The organism is Mesorhizobium sp. WSM4846 (genome assembly GCF_055811415.1).
Window position 1 is genome coordinate 1 of record NZ_JBVVPZ010000071.1, and the last position, 18694, is coordinate 18694.

Consider the following 18694-nt stretch of genomic DNA (forward strand, 5'->3'; position numbering starts at 1 on the left):
CTCCGAACCGGCTGGACCGACGATGACGTCGGCACCGTCGACATGATCCGGCAGACCGGCAAGTCCAAGAGCTGCATATGCCGTTGGCAGAGCGCTTCGCCGCCGAAGGCTTCAAGGGCAGTTGCGACAAGACGCGGCCCTCGCGTATTGCGGCTCTCGGGCCCCGAAGCCCTGCCGAGCGCGGTTCTGATACGCCGTGAGAGGATTGGATGACGGGCCAGAATTGTGAAATATATTGCGGCATTATGTAATTTTAGAAATCCAAGTAACAAATAAAGTTAACATTCTTTTCACTTGAATTTTGGGCCTTATTATTAAATTAATTAGGGCGCCCGAACCCGGCAAGATCAAGCCGGTTAGTCAAAATCCAATTTTGCTGGTGCTTTTTGAGGGATGAGACTCTACGCATTTTGCGCGAAGCTGCAAATGATTTTGTAGCTTTACTACATAATGGTTCTTTGGAGTTGTTTGCATGCGCGTAGAAAACGATCATTGCGATGTGATCGGTGTGTCGGTCGCTCCCACGCAACTTAATAGTCTGTCTGCTGCGATTCTGCAGCAGGGGGGATGGCGCGAGTGTCGCTGCCAGGCAATGTGGTGACCTGGGCGGCAGGCCGTCACCAGACGCTCAGGCGGATGTTTTCCGACCAGCGTTTCAACAGGGACTGGCGACAGTGGCGGGCGCTGCAGGACGGCGAGATTCCCGAGGATCATCCGCTGATCGGGATGTGCAAAGTGGACAACATGGTCACTGCGCATGGCGCCGATCACCGGCGCTTGCGCGGCCTGCTGTCCTGGAGCTTCGCGCCCAGTCGTATCGCTTGCTGGCGCCACGGATCGAACAATGCGTCGATCGACTCCTGGCCGAGATGGCGCAGCGCGGCGGCAGTGCAGATCTGATGTGCGAGTTCGCCGTTCCGCTGCCCACCAATGTGATCGCCGAACTGTTTGGTTTGCCGGACGAACAGCGCGAGGAGATCGTCGCGCTCACCTACAGCCGGGCCAACACCTCCGCCACAGCCGCAGAGGTGCGACAGACGCGGCAGCGCATCCCGGAGTTCTTCCGTCGCCTGATCGCGCTCAAGCGGGGCAAGCTCGGCGACGATCTGGCTTCGGCCCTGATCGTCGCGCGCGACAACGGCGAGCTCGTTTCCGACAGCGAGCTCATCGACATGCTGTTCATGGTGCTCTCTGCGGGCTTCGTGACCACCACCGGCGTCATCGGCAATGGCGTGCTGGCATTGCTGACGCATCCGCAGCAACTGCACCTGGTGCGCAGCGGCCAAGTTCCGTGGTCACAGGCGATCGAGGAGATCCTGCGCTGGGGCAGCGCAGTGGCCAATCTGCCGTTCCGCTATGCCACCCAGGACGTGGAGATCGACGGATGCATGGTCCGCGGCGGCGACGCCGTCCTGATGGCGTTCCATGCGGCGAACCGGGACGAAAAGGCCTTCGGTCCCGGCGCCGACAGGTTCGATGTCACCCGGCGGCACAACCCGCACCTGTCGTTCGGCGAGGGGCCGCATTCCTGCCTGGGCGCTGAGCTGGCGCGCCTGGAATTGCGCTGCGCCTTCCCCGCGCTGTTCGGGCGGCTGGAGGATCTGGCGCTGACCATCGCCGCGGAGGACGTCGTCTACATGCCGTCTTACGTCATTCGCTGCCCGCAGCGCCTGCCGGTCACCTTCCGCCCGTCCATCGCTTAGAGAATGAGGTGCCACCATGTCCGAACAACCCCTGCCGACGCTGCCGATGTGGCGCGTCGATCACATCGAGCCCTCGCCCGAGATGTTGGCGCTATGCGCCAACGGTCCGATCCACCGCGTGCGCTTCCCGTCCGGGCACGAAGGCTGGTGGGTGACAGGCTACGACGAGGCCAAGGCGGTGCTGTCCGACCCGGCGTTCCGGCCCGCGGGAATGCCGCCGGCGGGATTCACCCCGGATTCGGTGATTCTCGGTTCGCCCGGGTGGCTGGTCTCGCACGAGGGGAGCGAGCATGCCCGGTTACGCATGATCATGGCGCCGGCCGTCAGCAACCGCAGGGTGAAGCTGCTCGCGCAGCAGGTCGAGGCGATCGCTGCGCAGTTGTTCGAGACGCTGGCGGCCCAGCCCCAGCCCGCCGACCTGCGGCGCCACCTCTCCTTTCCGCTTCCAGCCATGGTCATCAGCGCGCTGATGGGCGTGCTCTACGAGGATCACGCCTTTTTCGCCGGGCTGTCCGACGAGGTGATGACGCACCAGCATGAAAGCGGCCCGCGCACCGCGTCGCGCCTGGCCTGGGAAGAACTGCGCGCCTACATTCGCGGCAAGATGCGGGACAAGCGCCAGGATCCGGGCGACAACCTGCTGACGGATCTGCTCGCAGCGGTCGACCAGGGCAAGGCAACCGAGGAAGAGGCGATCGGCCTGGCGGCGGGCATACTGGTGGCGGGGCACGAGACCACTGTCGCGCAGATCGAATTTGGCCTGCTGGCCATGTTCCGCCATCCGCAACAGCGCGAACGGCTGGTCGGCGATCCGTCCCTGGTGGACAAGGCGGTGGAGGAAATCCTGCGCATGTACCCGCCGGGCGCGGGCTGGGACGGCATCATGCGCTATCCGAGGACCGACGTGACCATCGCGGGCGTGCATATTCCCGCGGAGAGCAAGGTGCTGGTCGGCCTGCCGGCGACGTCGTTCGATCCGCGCCATTTCGACGACCCGGAAATCTTCGACATCGGACGCGACGAAAACCCGCACCTGGCGTTCTCCTACGGCCCGCACAACTGTATCGGCGCGGCGCTGGCCAGGCTGGAACTCAAGGTGGTGTTCGGTTCGATCTTCCAGCGCTTTCCCGCGCTACGCCTGGCCGTGGCGCCCGAAGAACTGAAGCTGCGCAAGGAGATCATCACTGGCGGGTTCGAGGAGTTCCCGGTGCTCTGGTGATGCGCGGACGCCGCCGGGATGGGGATCTTCTCCGCAATTTGCCGGCGCGCCTGGGCGCGCATCGGTCAGATCAGCCAGCCAACAGGTAACCAGGATGGACGTGCAAGAAACCACAGCAGCATGCCGGGACGCCTTCGCCGAACTGGCGTCGCCAGCGTGCATCCACGACCCGTATCCGTTCATGCGGTGGTTGCGCGAGCACGATCCGGTGCATCGCGCGGCGTCGGGCCTCTTTCTGTTGAGCCGCCACGTCGACATTTACTGGGCGCTCAAGGCCACGGGCGATGCGTTTCGGGGACCGGCGCCGGGCGAACTGGCGCGCTATTTCCCGCGTGCGGCGACCAGCCTGTCACTCAATCTGCTGGCATCCACGCTAGCGATGAAGGATCCCCCGACGCATACGCGTCTGCGCCGGCTGATCTCGCGCGATTTCACCATGCGCCAGATCGACGACCTGCGGCCGAGCATCGCGCGCATCGTCGCAGCGCGCCTGGACGGCATGGCGCCCGCGCTGGAGCGCGGGGAGGCGGTGGACCTGCATCGGGAATTCGCGCTGGCCTTGCCCATGCTGGTCTTCGCCGAACTGTTCGGCATGCCCCAGGACGACGTGTTCGGGCTCGCCGCCGGCATCGGCACCATTCTGGAAGGCCTGAGTCCGCACGCCAGCGATCCCCAGCTCGCCGCCTCGGACGAGGCCAGCGCCAGGGTGCAGGCCTACTTCGGCGACCTCATACAGCGCAGGCGCACCGATCCCCGCCACGACATCGTGTCGATGCTGGTCGGCGCACACGACGACGATACCGACACGCTGTCGGATGCGGAGTTGATCAGCATGCTGTGGGGCATGCTGCTGGGCGGCTTCGCCACCACTGCTGCGAGCATCGACCATGCGGTCCTGGCGATGCTGGCGTATCCCGAACAGCGACACTGGCTGCAGGGGGACGCCGTGGGGGTGAAGGCATTCGTGGAAGAAGTCCTGCGCTGCGATGCGCCCGCCATGTTCAGCTCCATTCCGCGTATCGCCCAGCGCGACATTGAACTGGGCGGCGTGGTGATTCCGAAGAACGCGGACGTGCGCGTGCTGATCGCGGCCGGCAATCGCGACCCGGACGCCTTCGCCGATCCCGACCGCTTCGATCCCGCGCGGTTCTACGGCACCAGTCCTGGCATGTCGAGCGACGGGAAGATCATGCTGAGCTTCGGCCACGGCATCCACTTCTGCCTCGGTGCGCAACTGGCCCGGGTGCAGTTGGCCGAGAGCCTGCCGCGGATCCACGCGCGCTTCCCAACGCTGGCATTGGCCGAGCAGCCGACCCGGGAGCCCTCCGCGTTCCTTAGGACGTTCCGCGCGCTGCCGGTGCGGCTGCATGCGCAGGGGGGCTGAGATGCGCGTCGTGGTCGACCAGGATCTGTGCGGAACCACCGGGCAGTGCGTGCTGACGCTGCCGGGCACCTTTCGCCAGCGCGAACCGGACGGCGTGGCCGAAGTGTGTGTGGCGACGGTCCCGCAGGCGCTGCACGCCGCCGTGCGGCTCGCGGCCAGCCAGTGCCCGGTCGCCGCCATTCGGGTCATTGAAACCGACGCTGGCGATGACGAGCGCGCCAGCGCCGACTCTGCGCCTTTTCCGGCGGAGGCCGAGCGGCTTGCCGCGGAAGACCACCGCAATCCAGGAGGACACGATGGGACGGTTTGAAGGCAAGGTGGCCGTTGTGACCGGCGCCGGCGCCGGCATTGGCAAGGCATGCGCCCTCGCCATCGCGCGCGAGGGCGGCAGAGTGGTGGTGGCCGACATTGATGGCTCGGCGGCCATCGCCTGCACGGTGCAGATCGCGGCCGAAGCGCGCCACGCGCTGGCACTGGCCATGGACATCTCCGATGCGCAGGCGGTGGCAGCGCTGTTCGAGACGGCGGAGCGGCACTTCGGTGGGGTCGACCTGCTGGTGAACAACGCGAGCGCCATGCATCTGACCCCGCGCGACAGGGCGATCCTCGACCTGGACCTGGCGGTCTGGGATCAGACCATGGCGACCAATCTGCGCGGCACGCTGCTCTGCTGCCGGCAGGCCATCCCACGGATGATCGCCCGCGGTGGTGGCGCGATCGTCAACATGTCGTCGTGCCAGGGGCTCAGCGGTGACACCGCGCAGACGTCCTACGCCGCGTCGAAGGCGGCGATGAACATGCTGTCGGCCTCGCTCGCCACCCAGTACGGTCATGCGCAGATCCGCTGCAACGCGGTTGCGCCGGGTCTCATCATGACCGAGCGTCTACTCGCCAAGCTGGACGAGTGCATGCGACGGCATCTGCGCCGGCACCAGCTCCTGCCGCGCGCCGGGCGCCCCGAGGACGTGGCCGGGCTGGTGGCGTTCCTGCTCTCCGACGATGCTGCGTTCATCACCGGCCAGGTCGTGTGCATTGACGGCGGCATGCTCGCGCATGTGCCGACCTACGCCGACGGTGGCAACAGCCGCACCGCGCGGCCTGCCGGTGCCGAAGCGGCCGCGGCACCGCGCTGCTGATGGACATGCTGCTCAACCCGCTGAACCGTCGGCACCGGCTGCGGTACGACATCCCGGTCGTGCCCGGCGCTTTCCCTCTGGTCGGGCATCTTCCCGCCATCGTCTGCGACCTGCCGCGCCTGCTGCGGCGCGCGGAACGGACGCTGGGCAGCCACTTCTGGCTTGATTTCGGCCCTGCCGGACACCTGATGACCTGCGTGGATCCAGACGCGTTCGCACTACTCCGGCACAAGGACGTGTCCTCGGCGCTGATCGAAGAGATCGCGCCCGAATTGCTTGGCGGAACGTTGGTCGCCCAGGACGGCGTCGCGCACCGGCAGGCGCGCGATGCGATCAAGGCGGCGTTCCTGCCCAAGGGGCTGACCCAGGCCGGCATCGGCGACCTGTTCGCGCCCATCATCCTGGCGCGGGTTCAGGCGTGGCGCGACCGCGGCGACGTAACCATCCTGCGCGAAACCGGCGATCTGACGCTCAAGCTCATCTTCAGCCTCATGGGAATCCCCGCGAACGACCTGCCGGGATGGCATCGCAAGTACCGGCAACTGCTGCAGTTGATCGTCGCGCCCCCGATCGACCTGCCCGGACTGCCCTTGCGGCGCGGCCGCGCCGCCCGCGACTGGATCGACGTGCAGTTGCACCAGTTCGTCCGCGACGCGCGCGCGCATGCCGCGCGAACGGGGTTGATCAACGACATGGTGAGCGCCTTCGATCGCAGCGATGATGCGCTCTCCGATGACGTCCTGGTCGCCAATATCCGCCTGCTGCTGCTTGGCGGTCACGACACCACCGCCTCGACGATGGCCTGGATGGTGATCGAGCTGGCGCGGCAGCCTGTGCTGTGGGACGCCCTGGTCGAGGAGGCGCAACGCGTGGGCGCGGTGCCGACCCGACACGCGGACCTGGCGCAGTGTCCGGTCGCCGAGGCGCTGTTCCGCGAGACGCTGCGCGTGCATCCGGCGACTACGCTCCTGCCGCGTCGCGCGCTGCAGGAATTGCAACTCGGCCAACGGCGCATTCCCGCCGGCACCCATCTGTGCATCCCGCTGCTGCATTTCTCGACCTCGGCGCTGCTGCACGAGGCGCCTGATCAGTTCCGCCTGGCGCGGTGGCTGCAACGCACGGAGCCGATTCGGCCGGTGGACATGCTGCAGTTCGGTACCGGGCCACACGTCTGCATCGGCTACCACCTGGTATGGCTGGAACTGGTGCAGTTCTCCATCGCCTTGGCGCTGACCATGCACAAGGCCGGGGTGCGGCCGCGGTTGCTGAGCGGCGTCGAAAAAGGCCGGCGCTATTACCCGACCGCACATCCGTCCATGACAATCCGCATCGGATTCTCATGAGCTGGCATCGCACGCCCCGTGTGGCGAGGCAGCGGCGCCGACGCGCGGCATTGCTGCACTCGGCGCGCTCGCTCGGTGCGACGCCAGCAACACCGCGGCGGCTCGCCGCTCGCCGTGGCGGTCTCCTGTCAGGTACAAGGACATGAACGACATGCAGACCGGTTCCACGCTACACGACGACCGAACTGGCGTTTCCTCGCTCGGCGGATTGGGCGCGCAGGCGCGCGGCGCGTCCGGCAGGCTGCTGCCGGAGATCTGGATGCAGGACGGTGCAAAGCGGGTCGAACAGGCGCTGGCGCGTCTTCTCTGCGCCGAAGACGACGGTGAGACCGAGCTGATGACGGCGATGCGCTATGCCACCTTGCATGGCGGGAAGCGCACCCGCGCCTTGCTCTGTCTGGCTGCCGGCGCACTGGCCGACACGCCGGCGCACATGCTCGACGACGTCGGCGCCGCCATCGAGATGATGCACGCCTGTACCCTGGTCCACGACGACCTGCCCGCGATGGACGATGACGTGCTTCGCCGCGGCCTTCCGACCGTGCACGTCAAGTTCGGCGAAGCCACTGCGATCCTGGTCGGCGATGCGCTGCAGGCGCACGCCTTCCTGACCCTGGCGAGCCTGGATGCGCCGGGCCACAACCGTATCGCGCTCGTGCGCGAACTGGCGCAGGCGGTGTCCGCCGAGGGTGCCGCAGGCGGGCAGGCCATGGATCTGTCGCTGGTCGGAAAGCACGTCGAGCTGGACAGGATCGTGGCGATGCACCGGATGAAGAGCGGAGCGCTAGTGCGCGCGTCCGTTCGCATGGGCGCGCTAGGCGCCATCTCGGAGGATGCCGCGCACGCTGCGCTGTACTGTGCGCTCGATCGCTACAGCGCCTGTTTCGGCCTGGCGCTGCAGGTGGTCGACGACATTCTCGACGCGACAGTCGATACCGCGACGCTGGGCAAGACCGCCGGCAAGGACGCGGCGGCGCAGAAGCCGACCTGCGCGTCGATCATGGGGCTGCAGGCAGCGCGCCAGTTCGCGCTGGATCTGTTGCGCGACGCCGGGGAGGCCATCGCCCCGCTGGGGCCGCGTGCGGAACGATTGGCGCAGATGCTGCAGCGGGCCAACGCGTATCTGTTCAAGCACGCGCCCTGCGCATGAGCGCGCCCGTCCGCATGGAGCCGCCCTGTGCCGCTGCGATCGGCTGGCGGCAGCGGTGCATGCTGCACTGTGTTCCGAGGCGGCGGCGCCGATCGCAGCGGTTGCCCAGCACGGCCGCGGCGCACGCGGCGCCTGCGCGCAAGCCTATGCGGCGGACCGGCGCCGGCATCGGGGCGCGTCGCCGCGCCGGAGCAGGGCGGCCGTCCGGCGCTGCCGTGCGCCGGGCCGCAACCGGCCTGTGGCGACGAGCGCGGCCTCTGCTTGTCCTGGTTCTCGTCGACCGTCTGCAGAAGGAACATCCCGCGTGAACGCGCTGTCCGAACAGATCCTTTACGAATTGCGCCACCTGCTGAGCGAGATGAGCGACGGCGGCAGCGTCGGTCCGTCCGTCTACGACACGGCGCGAGCTCTGCAGTTCCACGGCACCGTCACCGGTCGGCAGGACGCATACGCGTGGCTCCTCGCGCAGCAACAGGCCGATGGCGGATGGGGAAGCGCGGACTTCCCGCTGTTCCGCCATGCGCCCACGTGGGCGGCGTTGATCGCATTGCAGCGTGCCGATCCTCTTCCCGGCGCTGCCGACGCAGTCCAGGCTGCAACCCGGTTCCTCGAGCGCCAGCCCGATCCCTACGCGCAAGCGGTGCCGGAAGACGCGCCGATCGGCGCGGAGCTGATCCTGCCGCAGTTGTGCGTCGAGGCCGCATCCTTGCTCGGCGGCGTGGCGTTTCCGCGCCACCCGGCGCTGTTGCCATTGCGGCAAGCGTGCCTGGTCAAGCTAGGGGCGGTGGCGACCTTGCCAAGCGGCCATCCGTTGCTGCACTCCTGGGAAGCCTGGGGGACGTCGCCGACCACCGCATGCCCGGATGACGACGGCAGCATCGGCATCAGTCCGGCGGCCACCGCCGCGTGGCGTGCGCACGCCGTGACACGGGGGAGCATGTCGCAGGTCGGGCGCGCCGACGCGTATCTGCAGGCGGCATCGCGTGCGACGCGTAGCGGCATCGAAGGTGTCGTTCCCAACGTCTGGCCGATTAATGTGTTCGAGCCATGCTGGTCGCTGTACACCCTGCATCTGGCCGGGCTGTTCGCGCATCCCGCGCTCGCCGAGGCGGTGCGCGTGATCGTCGCGCAGCTCGACGCCCACCTGGACGTGCGCGGTCTGGGCCCGGCCTTGCACTTCGCGGCCGATGCGGACGACACCGCCGTTGCGTTGTGCGTCCTGCGCCTTGCAGGCCGCGACCCGGCGGTCGATGCGTTGCGTCATTTCGAAATCGACGAGCTCTTCGTCACCTTCCCCGGCGAGCGCAATGCCTCGGTGTCGACCAACATCCATGCCCTGCATGCGTTGCGACTGTTGGGAAACCCCGCCGCCCGGACCAGCGCCTACGTCGAGGCCAATCGCAACCCGCACGGTTTGTGGGACAACGAAAAATGGCACGTTTCTTGGCTGTATCCCACCGCGCATGCGGTCGCTGCGCTGGCGCAAGGCAAGCCCCAGTGGCGCGACGAGCGCGCGCTGGCGGCGCTGCTGCAGGCGCAGCGCGACGACGGCGGCTGGGGCGCCGGTCGCGCGTCCACATTCGAGGAAACCGCCTATGCGCTGTTCGCGTTGCACGTGATGGACGGGACCGAAGAGCCGGCAGGGCGCCGGCGCATCGCGCAGGCGGTGGCGCGTGCGCTGGAGTGGATGCTCGCCCGCCATGCGGCGCATACATTGCCGCAGACGCCGCTGTGGATCGGCAAGGAACTGTATTGCCCCACCCGGGTCGTGCGCGTGGCCGAACTCGCCGGGTTGTGGCTGGCGCTTGGTTGGGGGCGGCGCGTCCTGGCCCAGGGAGCAGGAGCGGCGCCATGATCCAGACCGAACGCGCGCTGCAGCAGGTGCTGGAGTGGGGGCGTTCCCTGAGCGGGTTCGCCGACGAGCATGCGGTGGAAGCGGTCAGGGGCGGCCAGTACATCCTGCAGCGCATCCACCCGAGCCTGCGTGACACCAGCGCCCGCACCGGCCGCGATCCACAGGACGAAACGCTGATCGTGGCGTTCTATCGCGAACTGGCGCTGCTGTTCTGGCTCGACGATTGCAACGACCTTGGCCTGATCGCGCCGGAGCAGCTCGCCGCGGTGGAGCAGGCGCTGGCGCAGGGCGTGCCGTGCGCGCTCCCCGGGTTCGAGGGCTGCGCTGTGCTGCGCGCTTCGCTGGCCGCGCTCGCCTACGATCGTCGCGACTATGCTCGGCTTCTCGAAGATACCCGGTGCTACTGCGCGGCGCTGCGCGCCGGACACGCGCAGGCGGCAGGGGCGGAACGCTGGTCCTACGCCGAGTACCTGCACAACGGCATCGATTCGATCGCCTACACGAACGTGTTCTGTTGCCTGTCGTTGCTGTGGGGCCTGGACATGGCGGCGTTGCGCGCGCGTCCGGCGTTTCGCCAGGCCCTGCGGCTCATCTCCGCGATAGGGCGCCTGCAGAACGATCTGCATGGACGCGACGAGGACAGGTCGGCCGGCGAGGCCGACAACGCGGCGATCCTGCTGCTGCAGCGCTATCCGGCTATGCCTGTGGTGGAGTTCCTCAACGAGGAGCTGGCCGGCCATACGCGCATGCTGCACCGGGTGATGGGGGAAGAACGCTTTCCCGCGCCGTGGGGACTGTTGATCGAGGCCATGGCGGCCATCCGCGCGCAGTACTATCAGACCTCGACCAGCCGCTACCGCAGGGACGCTGCGGGGCGAGGCTAGCGTGCGCCGGCCTGAACGCGCGGGAGGCGGCTGCGTGCGCGCGCGGCCGTCGGTCCGATCCGACGCAACGCCGTCGCCCGATGCGACAGATGGAGCGAGCATGAGCGACACCGCCCTGAGCCGGCGCAAGGACGACCATCTGGACATCGTACTGGATCGGCGAACGGCGCCGGCCACGGTCGCCGCCGGCTGGGAATACATCCGTTTCGAACACTGCGCATTGCCCGAGTTGGACCTGACGCAGATCGACCTGCGGGCCTCGCTGCTGGGCAAGACCATGCGCGCGCCGCTGCTGATCAGCTCCATGACCGGCGGCATGCCACGCGCCGCGGCCGTCAACCGGCATCTGAGCGAGGCAGCGCAAGCCTTGGGGATCGCCATGTGCGTTGGTTCGCAGCGCGTGAGCCTGCAATCCCGCAACTCCCAGGGGCTGACGCGCGCGCTGCGCCGCCTGGCTCCAGACATCCCGTTGCTGGCCAATATCGGCGGCGCGCAACTGCGCGAGGCCGACGGCCTGGACCTGGCGCACCGGGCGGTGGATGCGCTGGAGGCCGATGGACTCATCGTTCATCTCAATCCGCTGCAGGAAGCGGTACAGCCGGAGGGCGACCGCGACTGGCGCGGCGTCCTGGCGCAGGTCGCTCGCGCCGCGCGCAGCCTGGGCGTGCCGATTGTAGCCAAGGAAGTGGGGGCGGGCCTGTCCGCCTCGGTGGCCTGTGCGCTCGTCGAGGCGGGCGTAGCGGTGATCGATGTCGCCGGCGCCGGCGGCACCAGTTGGGCCGCGGTGGAGGGCGAGCGCGCCCGCGATGCCGCCGACCGTGCAGTGGCGATGGCGTTCGCCGATTGGGGGATTCCGACCCCGGACAGCGTGCAGGCGGTACGTCGGGCGCTGCCAACGGTGAAGCTGATCGCGTCGGGCGGGATCCGCGACGGCGTCGACGTGGCCAAGGCCATCCGCCTGGGCGCGGACATCGCCGGGCAGGCGGCCGGCGTGCTGCACGCGGCGACGGTGTCCACCGAGGCGGTTGTCGCGCATTTCGAGATCGTCATCCGCCAGTTGGCCGTCGCCTGCTTCTGCACCGGCTCGGCTGATCTGGCGGCGTTGCGTCAGGCGCGCTTGTTGCCCTCGGCGCATCTGCCCGCCGGTTGATGCCGGCGTGGCCCGCACGTGGCGGCGGGCGCCTAGCCGGCTGCTGAAATGCCTACGCCAAACATAGACTACTGATCCACCTTGGCGAAGCGGTTCGATGCGCGGGAGCGATGTGTTCATGGAGCAGCTGTTCACGATGAAGCGGTTGGAGGATTTCGTTCCAGCCGATCATCCACTGCGCCCGATCCGGCTGATGGTCAATGAAGCGCTGGTGCGGCTAGACAGACGCGAGGAATGACAGAAACTCTCCGTAGGACTTCGACAGGTTCAGGCCATTGAAGCTCGTTATTGAGTACCAACCAGGCGGTGCCGGAATTGATTGCAGATAGGGTTGCCGGAGTTGATGTTCGAGCACCAGGCCATGGTATGGGGGTGCCACAGGTCGCCGCGAGCAGCACGGTCTTGCCCGTCAGCGCACGATAATCGACGACATCGAACAGGTGTTTGAGGCACCGGTGTAGGATGCTCGATAGACAGGCGTTCCGACCACGAGCAGATCGGCCTTCTCGACGCGCTGGATGATCCCTTCTCCGGATGCACCGAGTGCGTCGCGGGATAGCCCGGCGAAAAGCGAGGGTGTCGCCTCGGTAATCTCGATCGGACCGGTGTCCGCCGGCACGCGCAACGCGACCGCCTTGACAAGCGCGTTCACCACCGCGGTGGTGCGGGGTGGCGTGTGTTTACGCCGCCCGATATTCCGAGAACCGACGTCCCTGGGAAAGACGGGCTGTTAGCCGCGTGGCAACGGGGCAAGCTTCAAAGCGCACGCAGATTCGCGCGACGAGCTAGTTCGTACCGACCGGCTCGGTGACATAATCGTCGGCGCCGAGTTCGAGGCCCGAGACGATACCAGCCTCGTCGGTGCGGCAGGAGAGGATGAACATCGGAATATCGAAGCCCGCCGTGGCGCCATTTTCGGTTTTGTGGGCTTGAACGTGCCTTCTGGGACCGCCGATCAGTTGACGATCGTCGCCTCCGTTGCGTTGCGCAGTTCGCTTTCGGTTACGCCATTGGCCACCTCCACCAGCCTCAGGCCTCCTTCAACGACATCTAAAACGCCAAGGTTCGTGATGATTCTGTTGACAACCGATTTGCCGGTCAGTGGCAGAGTGCACGCCTTCAACACTTTGGAGTTCCCCGGCTTGTTGGTGTGGTCCATGACCACGACGACGCGCTTGACCCCGGCGACCAGATCCATTGCTCCACCCATGCCCTTCACCAGCTTTCCGGGGATCATCCAATTCGCTAAGTCACCGTTCTCGGCTACTTCCATGGCGCCGAGGATAGCCATGGCGATCTTGCCGCCGCGGATCATTGCAAAGCTCTGCGCCGAGTCGAAGAAGGCGGAATCTGGCAGTGCGGTCACCGTTTGTTTGCCGGCATTGATAAGATCGGCGTCGATCTCCTCCTCGGTCGGGAATGGACCAATACCAAGCAGGCCGTTCTCCGACTGCAGCGTTACATGGATGCCGTCCGGAATGTAATTGGCGACCAACGTGGGAATGCCGATGCCGAGATTGACGTAGGTGCCGTCTTCAAGTTCTCGTGCAGCCCGCGCCGCCATTTGGTTTCTGTCCCAGGCCATTTTTTCTCTCCCCTCAAGCCGCCGCACGCGTCGTGCGTTGTTCGATCCGTTTCTCATGCTCGCCCTGGACCAAGCGATGCACGTAGATCCCCGGCAGGTGGATCTGATCGGGATCGAGGCCGCCAACAGGAACGATCTCCTCGACCTCCGCGACGCAGATGTTGCCGCAGGTCGCCGCCGGAGGATTGAAGTTGCGAGTTGTCTTGCGGAATACGAGATTGCCGGACGTGTCAGCCTTCCAGGCCTTGACTATCGAGAGATCCGCGACGATGGCGGTCTCGAGCACATACGTTTCGCCTTTGAAGGTCTTATGCTCCTTGCCGTCGGCTACAACCGTGCCGACACCTGTCTTCGTGTAGAACCCTGCGATACCGGCACCACCGGCACGCATTCGTTCGGCGAGCGTTCCCTGCGGGTTGAACTCAAGCTCCAGCTCTTCGCTCAGATACTGGCGCATAAGCTCGGCGTTCTCGCCGACATAAGACGAGATCATCTTCTTGACTTGCCTCCTCCTCAACAGGACACCAAGCCCGAAGTCGTCGATGCCGCAGTTGTTCGAGGCTATCGTAAGGTCCTTGGTACCAGCTTGCATAACAGCGCTGATCAAAAGCTCGGGAATACCACAAAGGCCAAAGCCGCCAGCCGCTATGCACATTCCATCGAACAAAAGCCCTTCAAGTGCCGAAGCAGGGCTGCTAAATACTTTTTGCACGTCATCACTCCGATCCAGCTTTACCAGGTGGGCTCACCGTCATCGCAACAGTCGTCGCACGGCCAACCCGTCCGCGAAGGGCACATGGAAAACTTTCCGCAACGGCTTGATGCGGCTTCGTGAGAGCCACTTTCTTTGTTGCCCGACCTACATGCTGGTCGTTTTCTGATCACCTTGACTTCGGGTTCACGCCGCCTGCGGCTCCGCCAGATAGTCGTGAACAACTGTCCCGAGGCCGAGTGTCAGATCCGCGATGAAATGGGCGGCTGAAACGACCTCCAGAACCGGCAGTTCTGCAATCGGCGCGAGTGCATGCGACCGTAAGTCCAAGCCTGCGGGAGCACCCCATGCGCCCTTCAATGTCACGTCCTCCATCTTAAGGCGTACCAACTCGCAGACGCGCAGGCTGCCATCGACATGCGGAATAATCTTCAGGAGGAATGTCGGCTGACACAGCGAGGCCAGCACCTCGCTGTGGTCGAGCGCCCAATGTTTAAAGCCCATGGTGCCTGTTGCGATCCGGACCGGGCCGTAGTCGAGGGTGCCGACCAGTGTGTCTCCATAGACCTCTAACGCAGGATGTGCATATTTCTTCGGGAATCCCCACAACTCACGGCCACCCAAAATTGGCGGTCCGTCGTCCAAATACATGGCATGCGAATAGCCGCCGATCACGTCGTTAAATCTAACGGGAATGACCTGGCCGGACTCAATATAGCTCCCGAAACCCGCAGAGTCGGGCATTCGAATGAACTCAAACTTTACCAAGGGGTCATCGAATTCGAGTGGCTGAGGGACTAGGGCGCGTAGCCGGTCGGGGTCCGTCCGGTAGGTGATGATAAGGTACTCGCGGTCCACGAAGCGATATGGCCCCGTCGGGTAGGCGGGGCTTGTCAGCGGCATGGAATAGGCTTGGGCACGCACATCTTTGGATTTCAAGGCTTGTACCTCCCCGGTGAGCGCTGCATCCCGGATAAGGACGCTTCACTGCTAAGATCTGCATGAACCTCGCAAGGAGAATGCCACGCCGGTAATACCTTGATTAATTGATATCTTTTCAGGTTAGCTACAACGGCCGCTCAGCTATTAGGTCTTGATATGTCCTTTTTTGTAAGCATCCTGCCATTGCGCCATCGGCGACACAGGCATCGCCCATGGCTTGTGTATATGCGCGAGTTTACCGAGGCTTCGAAATAAGCACCGACCGGCTCGAGCACCTCTGGGCACCATTCCTGTCCAGATTTATCCCGTTCCACGGGGGCGCATCAATGCCAGTTGAGCGAATTACAAACAGGTTCGACGCAAACAAGCATTCACCGGCGGTGCGGAGTCACCAGCTAGGGAGTCGCTGATCAAGGCCATTGCCCCCCCGGCACACTGCAGGTAGTGCAAGTCGGGTGACTTGAAACAAAACGGCGCCCGAGTTGATCAGGGATGGGGCAGGGAACGCACCACCTGCCGGGCCGGCTTGTCCTGCCGCTCACCCTGATACGAGACCTGGCGCAGGCGATTGTCTTCCGTCCAGGTGAGATAGGTGACCTCGACCACCACTTCAGGCCTGACCCAATGCACGCGCGACAGCTCAAGCGGCGAGCCAAACCGGCTCTCGCGCGGCGGCGCGACGTCGAGGGGCATTCGAGCTGTCTGAAGTGGCCCAAGCCGGCGAGCCAATCGCTTGAGCTCTGCAACCGTGATGCCCGTGCCGACGCGGCCCGCGTACAACAGACGACCATCATCGGTGTAGTAGCCTAGGAGCAGCGAGCCGATATGTGGCCGGCTTCCAGTCGGATCGGTCCAGCCGACGACGATGAATTCCTCTCTGTTGAGACACTTTGACTTGACCCATAGGCCGCGATTGCCGGATGCATAGGCGCTGTCGATCCGCTTTGAGATAGCGCCCTCGAGTGCAAGCCGGCAGGCGTGCTTGCGGAACGCAGGCCCGTCGCCGATCACGTGATCGCTGAAGCGCAGGCCGGGCATGTCGGTCGAAAACAGGCCTTCCAGTCGCGCCTTGCGGTCGATGAGCGGCAGCTTCGCAATGCTTTCTCCGTTCAGGAACAGAAGATCGAAAGCAAAGAAGGCAAGATCGCCCGTGCGGCCCTCATCCATAGCGGCCTGCAGACGGCTGAAGGAGGTGACGCCGTCTGCCCGAACGGCGCACAGCTCCCCGTCGAGATATGCCTCTTTCACCGGGAGCGCGCGGAGGGCCGCTATCGTCGCTTGATAGCGATGCGACCAATCGAGGCCGGTGCGGGTGAGCAAGCGGATGTCGCTGCCGTCGATCCGCGCGTGCATGCGGTATCCGTCGTACTTGATTTCGTGAAGCCAACCGGGGCCGTCGGGCGCTTCGTTGACCAGGCGCGTCAGTTGAGGCTCGATCCATTTCGGCGGATGCGTTCTATTCGGCTTTGCCGGATTCACCGTCTTCCACGCCAATTCAGATGAAGCGTCGCCATGCGGGCCAGACTACCACATGATGACGGTACATCAGTTGCAGCTTCTATCGGAAATCGCGGCTCTTCACCTTGATGCTGCCGATGCTCGTAGGGATCTTATCCCGAGCCGGCAACTATGCCGATTAAGCTGCCTGAACCACGGGATTTTTGATAAGAACGGCCGCGCTCGCTCGGCATAGTATTCTGCCTCCTTGCAACAACACAAAGGAGCGCAAAATGACCAACACCATTAATCTCTAAAGCCGCCAGCTGTTGGGTGGATCTTTCGAGACAATGTCGATGGTTTTACCCAGGAAACGCCTTCGCAATTGCGATATGAAATTTGTGCATTGCAATATCTGCGGCGATCGATATGATCATGTTGTCGGCCATCTACTCCTCCCAGATGCGATGCTGGCGCTGAGTGCGGCGCACCTCCTCCCGCGCTGCATTTCAAATCGGGCCCACTGCCACCTCCTCCCGGCAGTGGGCTTTTTCTTTGTATGAGCGGCAATTTGGCGGCCAACGTATTGGCTTCTAGGCGAGGCGAATGCTCCGGACTTCCAGGCCTTTCTTGCCCTGCCCGCATTCGACAAACACTTTCTGTCCCTCCACCAACACGCTGAGCCCTGAGCGGTTCAACGCGGTGGCATGAACGAAAACGTCCTTCTCACTGTTATCGGGAGCAATGAAGCCGAAGCCTTTTTCGGGATTGTACCACTTGACCGCGCCCTCGCTCTCCAGCTGCGCACCACCCTTCCCGGCGATGGACCCCTCAGCAAGGCGCGCATCTGCCGGCGTTTTCACGATCTGATCGCTGATCTCCAGCACGTGCACGACCTGACGACCTCTTGGACTTTCTTCAAACGCGACCTTGAGACGTGTCCCCTCGGCAACAGCGCGGCTTCCGGCAGCCTCCAACACTCGGATGTGGAGATAAGCCTCCGTGCCATCGGACAGTTTGACGAAGCCGAAACCCTTGCTGGTATTGAACCAGATCACCTCGACGTCGACGGGCTCTGCCGTTACGGTCGCCGGGCGTTGAAAGTAGCTCGGTTCGGAAGTCCGTTCCGAAAAGGAAACCGGGTCATCGTCATACCGACGCCTGCGTGGCTCGCGTTGGTCTCTATACTTGCCCATGATCGTCTCGACTGAAATGGCGCGCGCACTGCGCTAGCTGTTCAGGATAATCTCCATCGGGCGACGCCTTTGTGTCAAATGGCCTGCGACTGAAAAAAGATGCAACAATGCCTATATTGGCGATGAACCCAAACTCAGGAGGTCAGAGACCATGACGACCGAACGCGCTGTGCTTGCAGGCGGCTGCTTCTGGGGTATGCAGGATCTGATCCGCCGCTACCCCGGCGTGATTTCCACCCGCGTCGGCTACACCGGCGGTGAGGTGCCTAACGCTACCTATCGCAATCATGGCAGCCACGCCGAGGCGATCGAGATCGTGTTCGATCCAGACACGATCAGCTATCGCGATCTGCTGGAATTCTTCTTCCAGATCCATGATCCAACGACGCGCAACCGCCAGGGCAACGATGTCGGCGCGAGCTACCGCTCGGCGATCTTCTATACAGACGACGAGCAAAAGCGCGTTGCGGAAGACACCATCGCCGATGTCGAAGCATCCCGGCTTTGGCCCGGTAAGGTCGTGACCGAGGTGGTGCCGGTCAGCGATTTCTGGGAGGCCGAGCCGGAGCATCAGGACTATCTCGAGCGGTATCCCAATGGCTACACCTGTCATTTCCCAAGACCAAACTGGAAGCTTCCGGCGCGAGAGGAAGTTCGCCGCGCGGGGTAGGCCGCCACACTTTCCAACTCCTTCTCGGCCAGTTCGCCGAATCCGTCGGGGACCGATCGCGGACCGTCCAGCGCTGTGGCGGCATAGCCCACCGCGTCACGTCCAAAGCGGTCGCGATTAATTCACTGACGCTGCCGAGAACATGATAGCCCAAGCCCGCAGGTCGAGAGTCTCGTCTCAAATGCAGTTAATTTGAGAATCAGATCACCTGGATTCTCACAATTAAATGCCAAGGCTCAACCAAATCGCCGCATCCACAATTAGCGGTTCTTCCTCAAATTGTGTGGCGCGGTGGCAGCATTTGTGCTCTCAGCAGTTCGGGGCCTGC

The 18694-nt window shown here is 64.5% G+C and carries 18 protein-coding genes and 2 pseudogenes; 13 read left to right on the plus strand and 7 right to left on the minus strand.

The window, feature by feature from the left end; genetic code table 11:
- Window positions 1–576 precede the first annotated feature (576 nt).
- From AC0L15_RS32010 to AC0L15_RS32065, 12 genes and pseudogenes are all read left to right on the plus strand, one after another.
- Window positions 577–900 carry a hypothetical protein gene (locus AC0L15_RS32010; RefSeq protein WP_473498250.1) on the plus strand — a complete coding sequence of 108 codons (324 nt, stop codon included), beginning with the start codon at window positions 577–579 and terminating at the stop codon, window positions 898–900.
- Window positions 870–1703 carry a cytochrome P450 gene (locus tag AC0L15_RS32015; protein WP_473498252.1) on the plus strand — a complete coding sequence of 278 codons (834 nt, stop codon included), beginning with the start codon at window positions 870–872 and terminating at the stop codon, window positions 1701–1703. Before AC0L15_RS32010 ends, AC0L15_RS32015 begins: the two co-directional genes overlap by 31 nt.
- A 16-nt stretch (window positions 1704–1719) precedes the next feature.
- Complete coding sequence (locus tag AC0L15_RS32020) at window positions 1720–2922, plus strand: cytochrome P450 (protein WP_473498254.1); 1203 nt, start codon at window positions 1720–1722, stop codon at window positions 2920–2922.
- Window positions 2923–3016: 94 nt separating this feature from the next.
- Window positions 3017–4306, plus strand: coding sequence for a cytochrome P450 (locus AC0L15_RS32025; protein ID WP_473498256.1), 1290 nt, complete (start codon window positions 3017–3019; stop codon window positions 4304–4306).
- A 1-nt stretch (window position 4307) separates the two neighbouring features.
- On the plus strand, window positions 4308–4616 hold the full coding sequence (locus AC0L15_RS32030; protein ID WP_473498258.1) for a ferredoxin: 309 nt from the start codon (window positions 4308–4310) through the stop codon (window positions 4614–4616).
- Window positions 4603–5442, plus strand: a complete 840-nt coding sequence (locus tag AC0L15_RS32035) for an SDR family oxidoreductase (protein ID WP_473498260.1) — start codon at window positions 4603–4605, stop codon at window positions 5440–5442. The genes AC0L15_RS32030 and AC0L15_RS32035 overlap by 14 nt, the downstream gene beginning before the upstream one ends.
- Window positions 5442–6785: a cytochrome P450 gene (locus tag AC0L15_RS32040; RefSeq protein WP_473498262.1), complete on the plus strand. Its 1344-nt coding sequence runs from the start codon at window positions 5442–5444 to the stop codon at window positions 6783–6785. The genes AC0L15_RS32035 and AC0L15_RS32040 overlap by 1 nt, the downstream gene beginning before the upstream one ends.
- Before the next feature lie 151 nt (window positions 6786–6936).
- Window positions 6937–7935, plus strand: coding sequence for a polyprenyl synthetase family protein (locus tag AC0L15_RS32045; RefSeq protein WP_473498283.1), 999 nt, complete (start codon window positions 6937–6939; stop codon window positions 7933–7935).
- Between the two features lie 304 nt (window positions 7936–8239).
- On the plus strand, window positions 8240–9790 hold the full coding sequence (locus AC0L15_RS32050) for a hypothetical protein (protein WP_473498264.1): 1551 nt from the start codon (window positions 8240–8242) through the stop codon (window positions 9788–9790).
- Entirely contained in the window at window positions 9787–10674 is an 888-nt protein-coding gene (locus AC0L15_RS32055; protein WP_473498266.1) for a terpene synthase family protein, read from the plus strand. The genes AC0L15_RS32050 and AC0L15_RS32055 overlap by 4 nt, the downstream gene beginning before the upstream one ends.
- A 100-nt stretch (window positions 10675–10774) precedes the next feature.
- Window positions 10775–11824, plus strand: a complete 1050-nt coding sequence (gene fni / locus AC0L15_RS32060; RefSeq protein WP_473498268.1) for a type 2 isopentenyl-diphosphate Delta-isomerase — start codon at window positions 10775–10777, stop codon at window positions 11822–11824.
- A gap of 97 nt (window positions 11825–11921) precedes the next feature.
- A pseudogene (locus tag AC0L15_RS32065) lies at window positions 11922–12047 on the plus strand (IS5/IS1182 family transposase); the annotation flags it as partial.
- 186 nt (window positions 12048–12233) lie between these two features.
- Here the strand turns inward: AC0L15_RS32065 and AC0L15_RS32070 are convergent.
- The 7 genes and pseudogenes from AC0L15_RS32070 to AC0L15_RS32100 form a co-directional block, all read right to left on the minus strand.
- Window positions 12234–12476, minus strand: coding sequence for an NAD(P)H-dependent oxidoreductase (locus AC0L15_RS32070; protein WP_473498270.1), 243 nt, complete (start codon window positions 12474–12476; stop codon window positions 12234–12236).
- A 136-nt stretch (window positions 12477–12612) separates the two neighbouring features.
- Window positions 12613–12742, minus strand: a pseudogene (locus AC0L15_RS32075) (DNA-binding response regulator); the annotation flags it as partial.
- 37 nt (window positions 12743–12779) lie between these two features.
- On the minus strand, window positions 12780–13409 hold the full coding sequence (locus tag AC0L15_RS32080) for a 3-oxoacid CoA-transferase subunit B (RefSeq protein ID WP_473498271.1): 630 nt from the start codon (window positions 13407–13409) through the stop codon (window positions 12780–12782).
- A 13-nt stretch (window positions 13410–13422) separates the two neighbouring features.
- A complete protein-coding gene (locus AC0L15_RS32085) occupies window positions 13423–14121 on the minus strand; it encodes a CoA transferase subunit A (RefSeq protein ID WP_473498273.1) in 699 nt (232 codons plus the stop codon).
- Window positions 14122–14307: 186 nt separating this feature from the next.
- Window positions 14308–15060, minus strand: coding sequence for an acetoacetate decarboxylase (locus AC0L15_RS32090; RefSeq protein WP_473498275.1), 753 nt, complete (start codon window positions 15058–15060; stop codon window positions 14308–14310).
- A gap of 489 nt (window positions 15061–15549) precedes the next feature.
- A complete protein-coding gene (ligD, locus tag AC0L15_RS32095; RefSeq protein ID WP_473498277.1) occupies window positions 15550–16557 on the minus strand; it encodes a non-homologous end-joining DNA ligase in 1008 nt (335 codons plus the stop codon).
- Between the two features lie 536 nt (window positions 16558–17093).
- Window positions 17094–17696, minus strand: coding sequence for a cold-shock protein (locus tag AC0L15_RS32100; RefSeq protein ID WP_473498279.1), 603 nt, complete (start codon window positions 17694–17696; stop codon window positions 17094–17096).
- A gap of 151 nt (window positions 17697–17847) precedes the next feature.
- Here AC0L15_RS32100 and msrA point away from each other — a divergent pair, with 151 nt between their 5' ends.
- Window positions 17848–18366 (plus strand): peptide-methionine (S)-S-oxide reductase MsrA, encoded by a 519-nt coding sequence (gene msrA, locus AC0L15_RS32105; protein ID WP_473498281.1) that lies wholly within the window; start codon window positions 17848–17850, stop codon window positions 18364–18366.
- The last annotated feature ends 328 nt before the right edge of the window (window positions 18367–18694 follow it).

Coding starts and splice junctions, on each gene's coding strand:
- AC0L15_RS32030 (WP_473498258.1), top strand. CDS start 4,308: ATGCGCGTCGTGGTCGACCAGGATCTGTGCGGAACCACCGGGCAGTGC.
- AC0L15_RS32015 (WP_473498252.1), top strand. CDS start 870: ATGGCGCAGCGCGGCGGCAGTGCAGATCTGATGTGCGAGTTCGCCGTT.
- AC0L15_RS32045 (WP_473498283.1), top strand. CDS start 6,937: ATGCAGACCGGTTCCACGCTACACGACGACCGAACTGGCGTTTCCTCG.
- msrA (WP_473498281.1), top strand. CDS start 17,848: ATGACGACCGAACGCGCTGTGCTTGCAGGCGGCTGCTTCTGGGGTATG.
- fni (WP_473498268.1), top strand. CDS start 10,775: ATGAGCGACACCGCCCTGAGCCGGCGCAAGGACGACCATCTGGACATC.
- AC0L15_RS32040 (WP_473498262.1), top strand. CDS start 5,442: ATGGACATGCTGCTCAACCCGCTGAACCGTCGGCACCGGCTGCGGTAC.
- AC0L15_RS32055 (WP_473498266.1), top strand. CDS start 9,787: ATGATCCAGACCGAACGCGCGCTGCAGCAGGTGCTGGAGTGGGGGCGT.
- AC0L15_RS32080 (WP_473498271.1), bottom strand. CDS start 13,409: ATGGCCTGGGACAGAAACCAAATGGCGGCGCGGGCTGCACGAGAACTT.
- AC0L15_RS32020 (WP_473498254.1), top strand. CDS start 1,720: ATGTCCGAACAACCCCTGCCGACGCTGCCGATGTGGCGCGTCGATCAC.
- AC0L15_RS32100 (WP_473498279.1), bottom strand. CDS start 17,696: ATGGGCAAGTATAGAGACCAACGCGAGCCACGCAGGCGTCGGTATGAC.
- AC0L15_RS32035 (WP_473498260.1), top strand. CDS start 4,603: ATGGGACGGTTTGAAGGCAAGGTGGCCGTTGTGACCGGCGCCGGCGCC.
- AC0L15_RS32025 (WP_473498256.1), top strand. CDS start 3,017: ATGGACGTGCAAGAAACCACAGCAGCATGCCGGGACGCCTTCGCCGAA.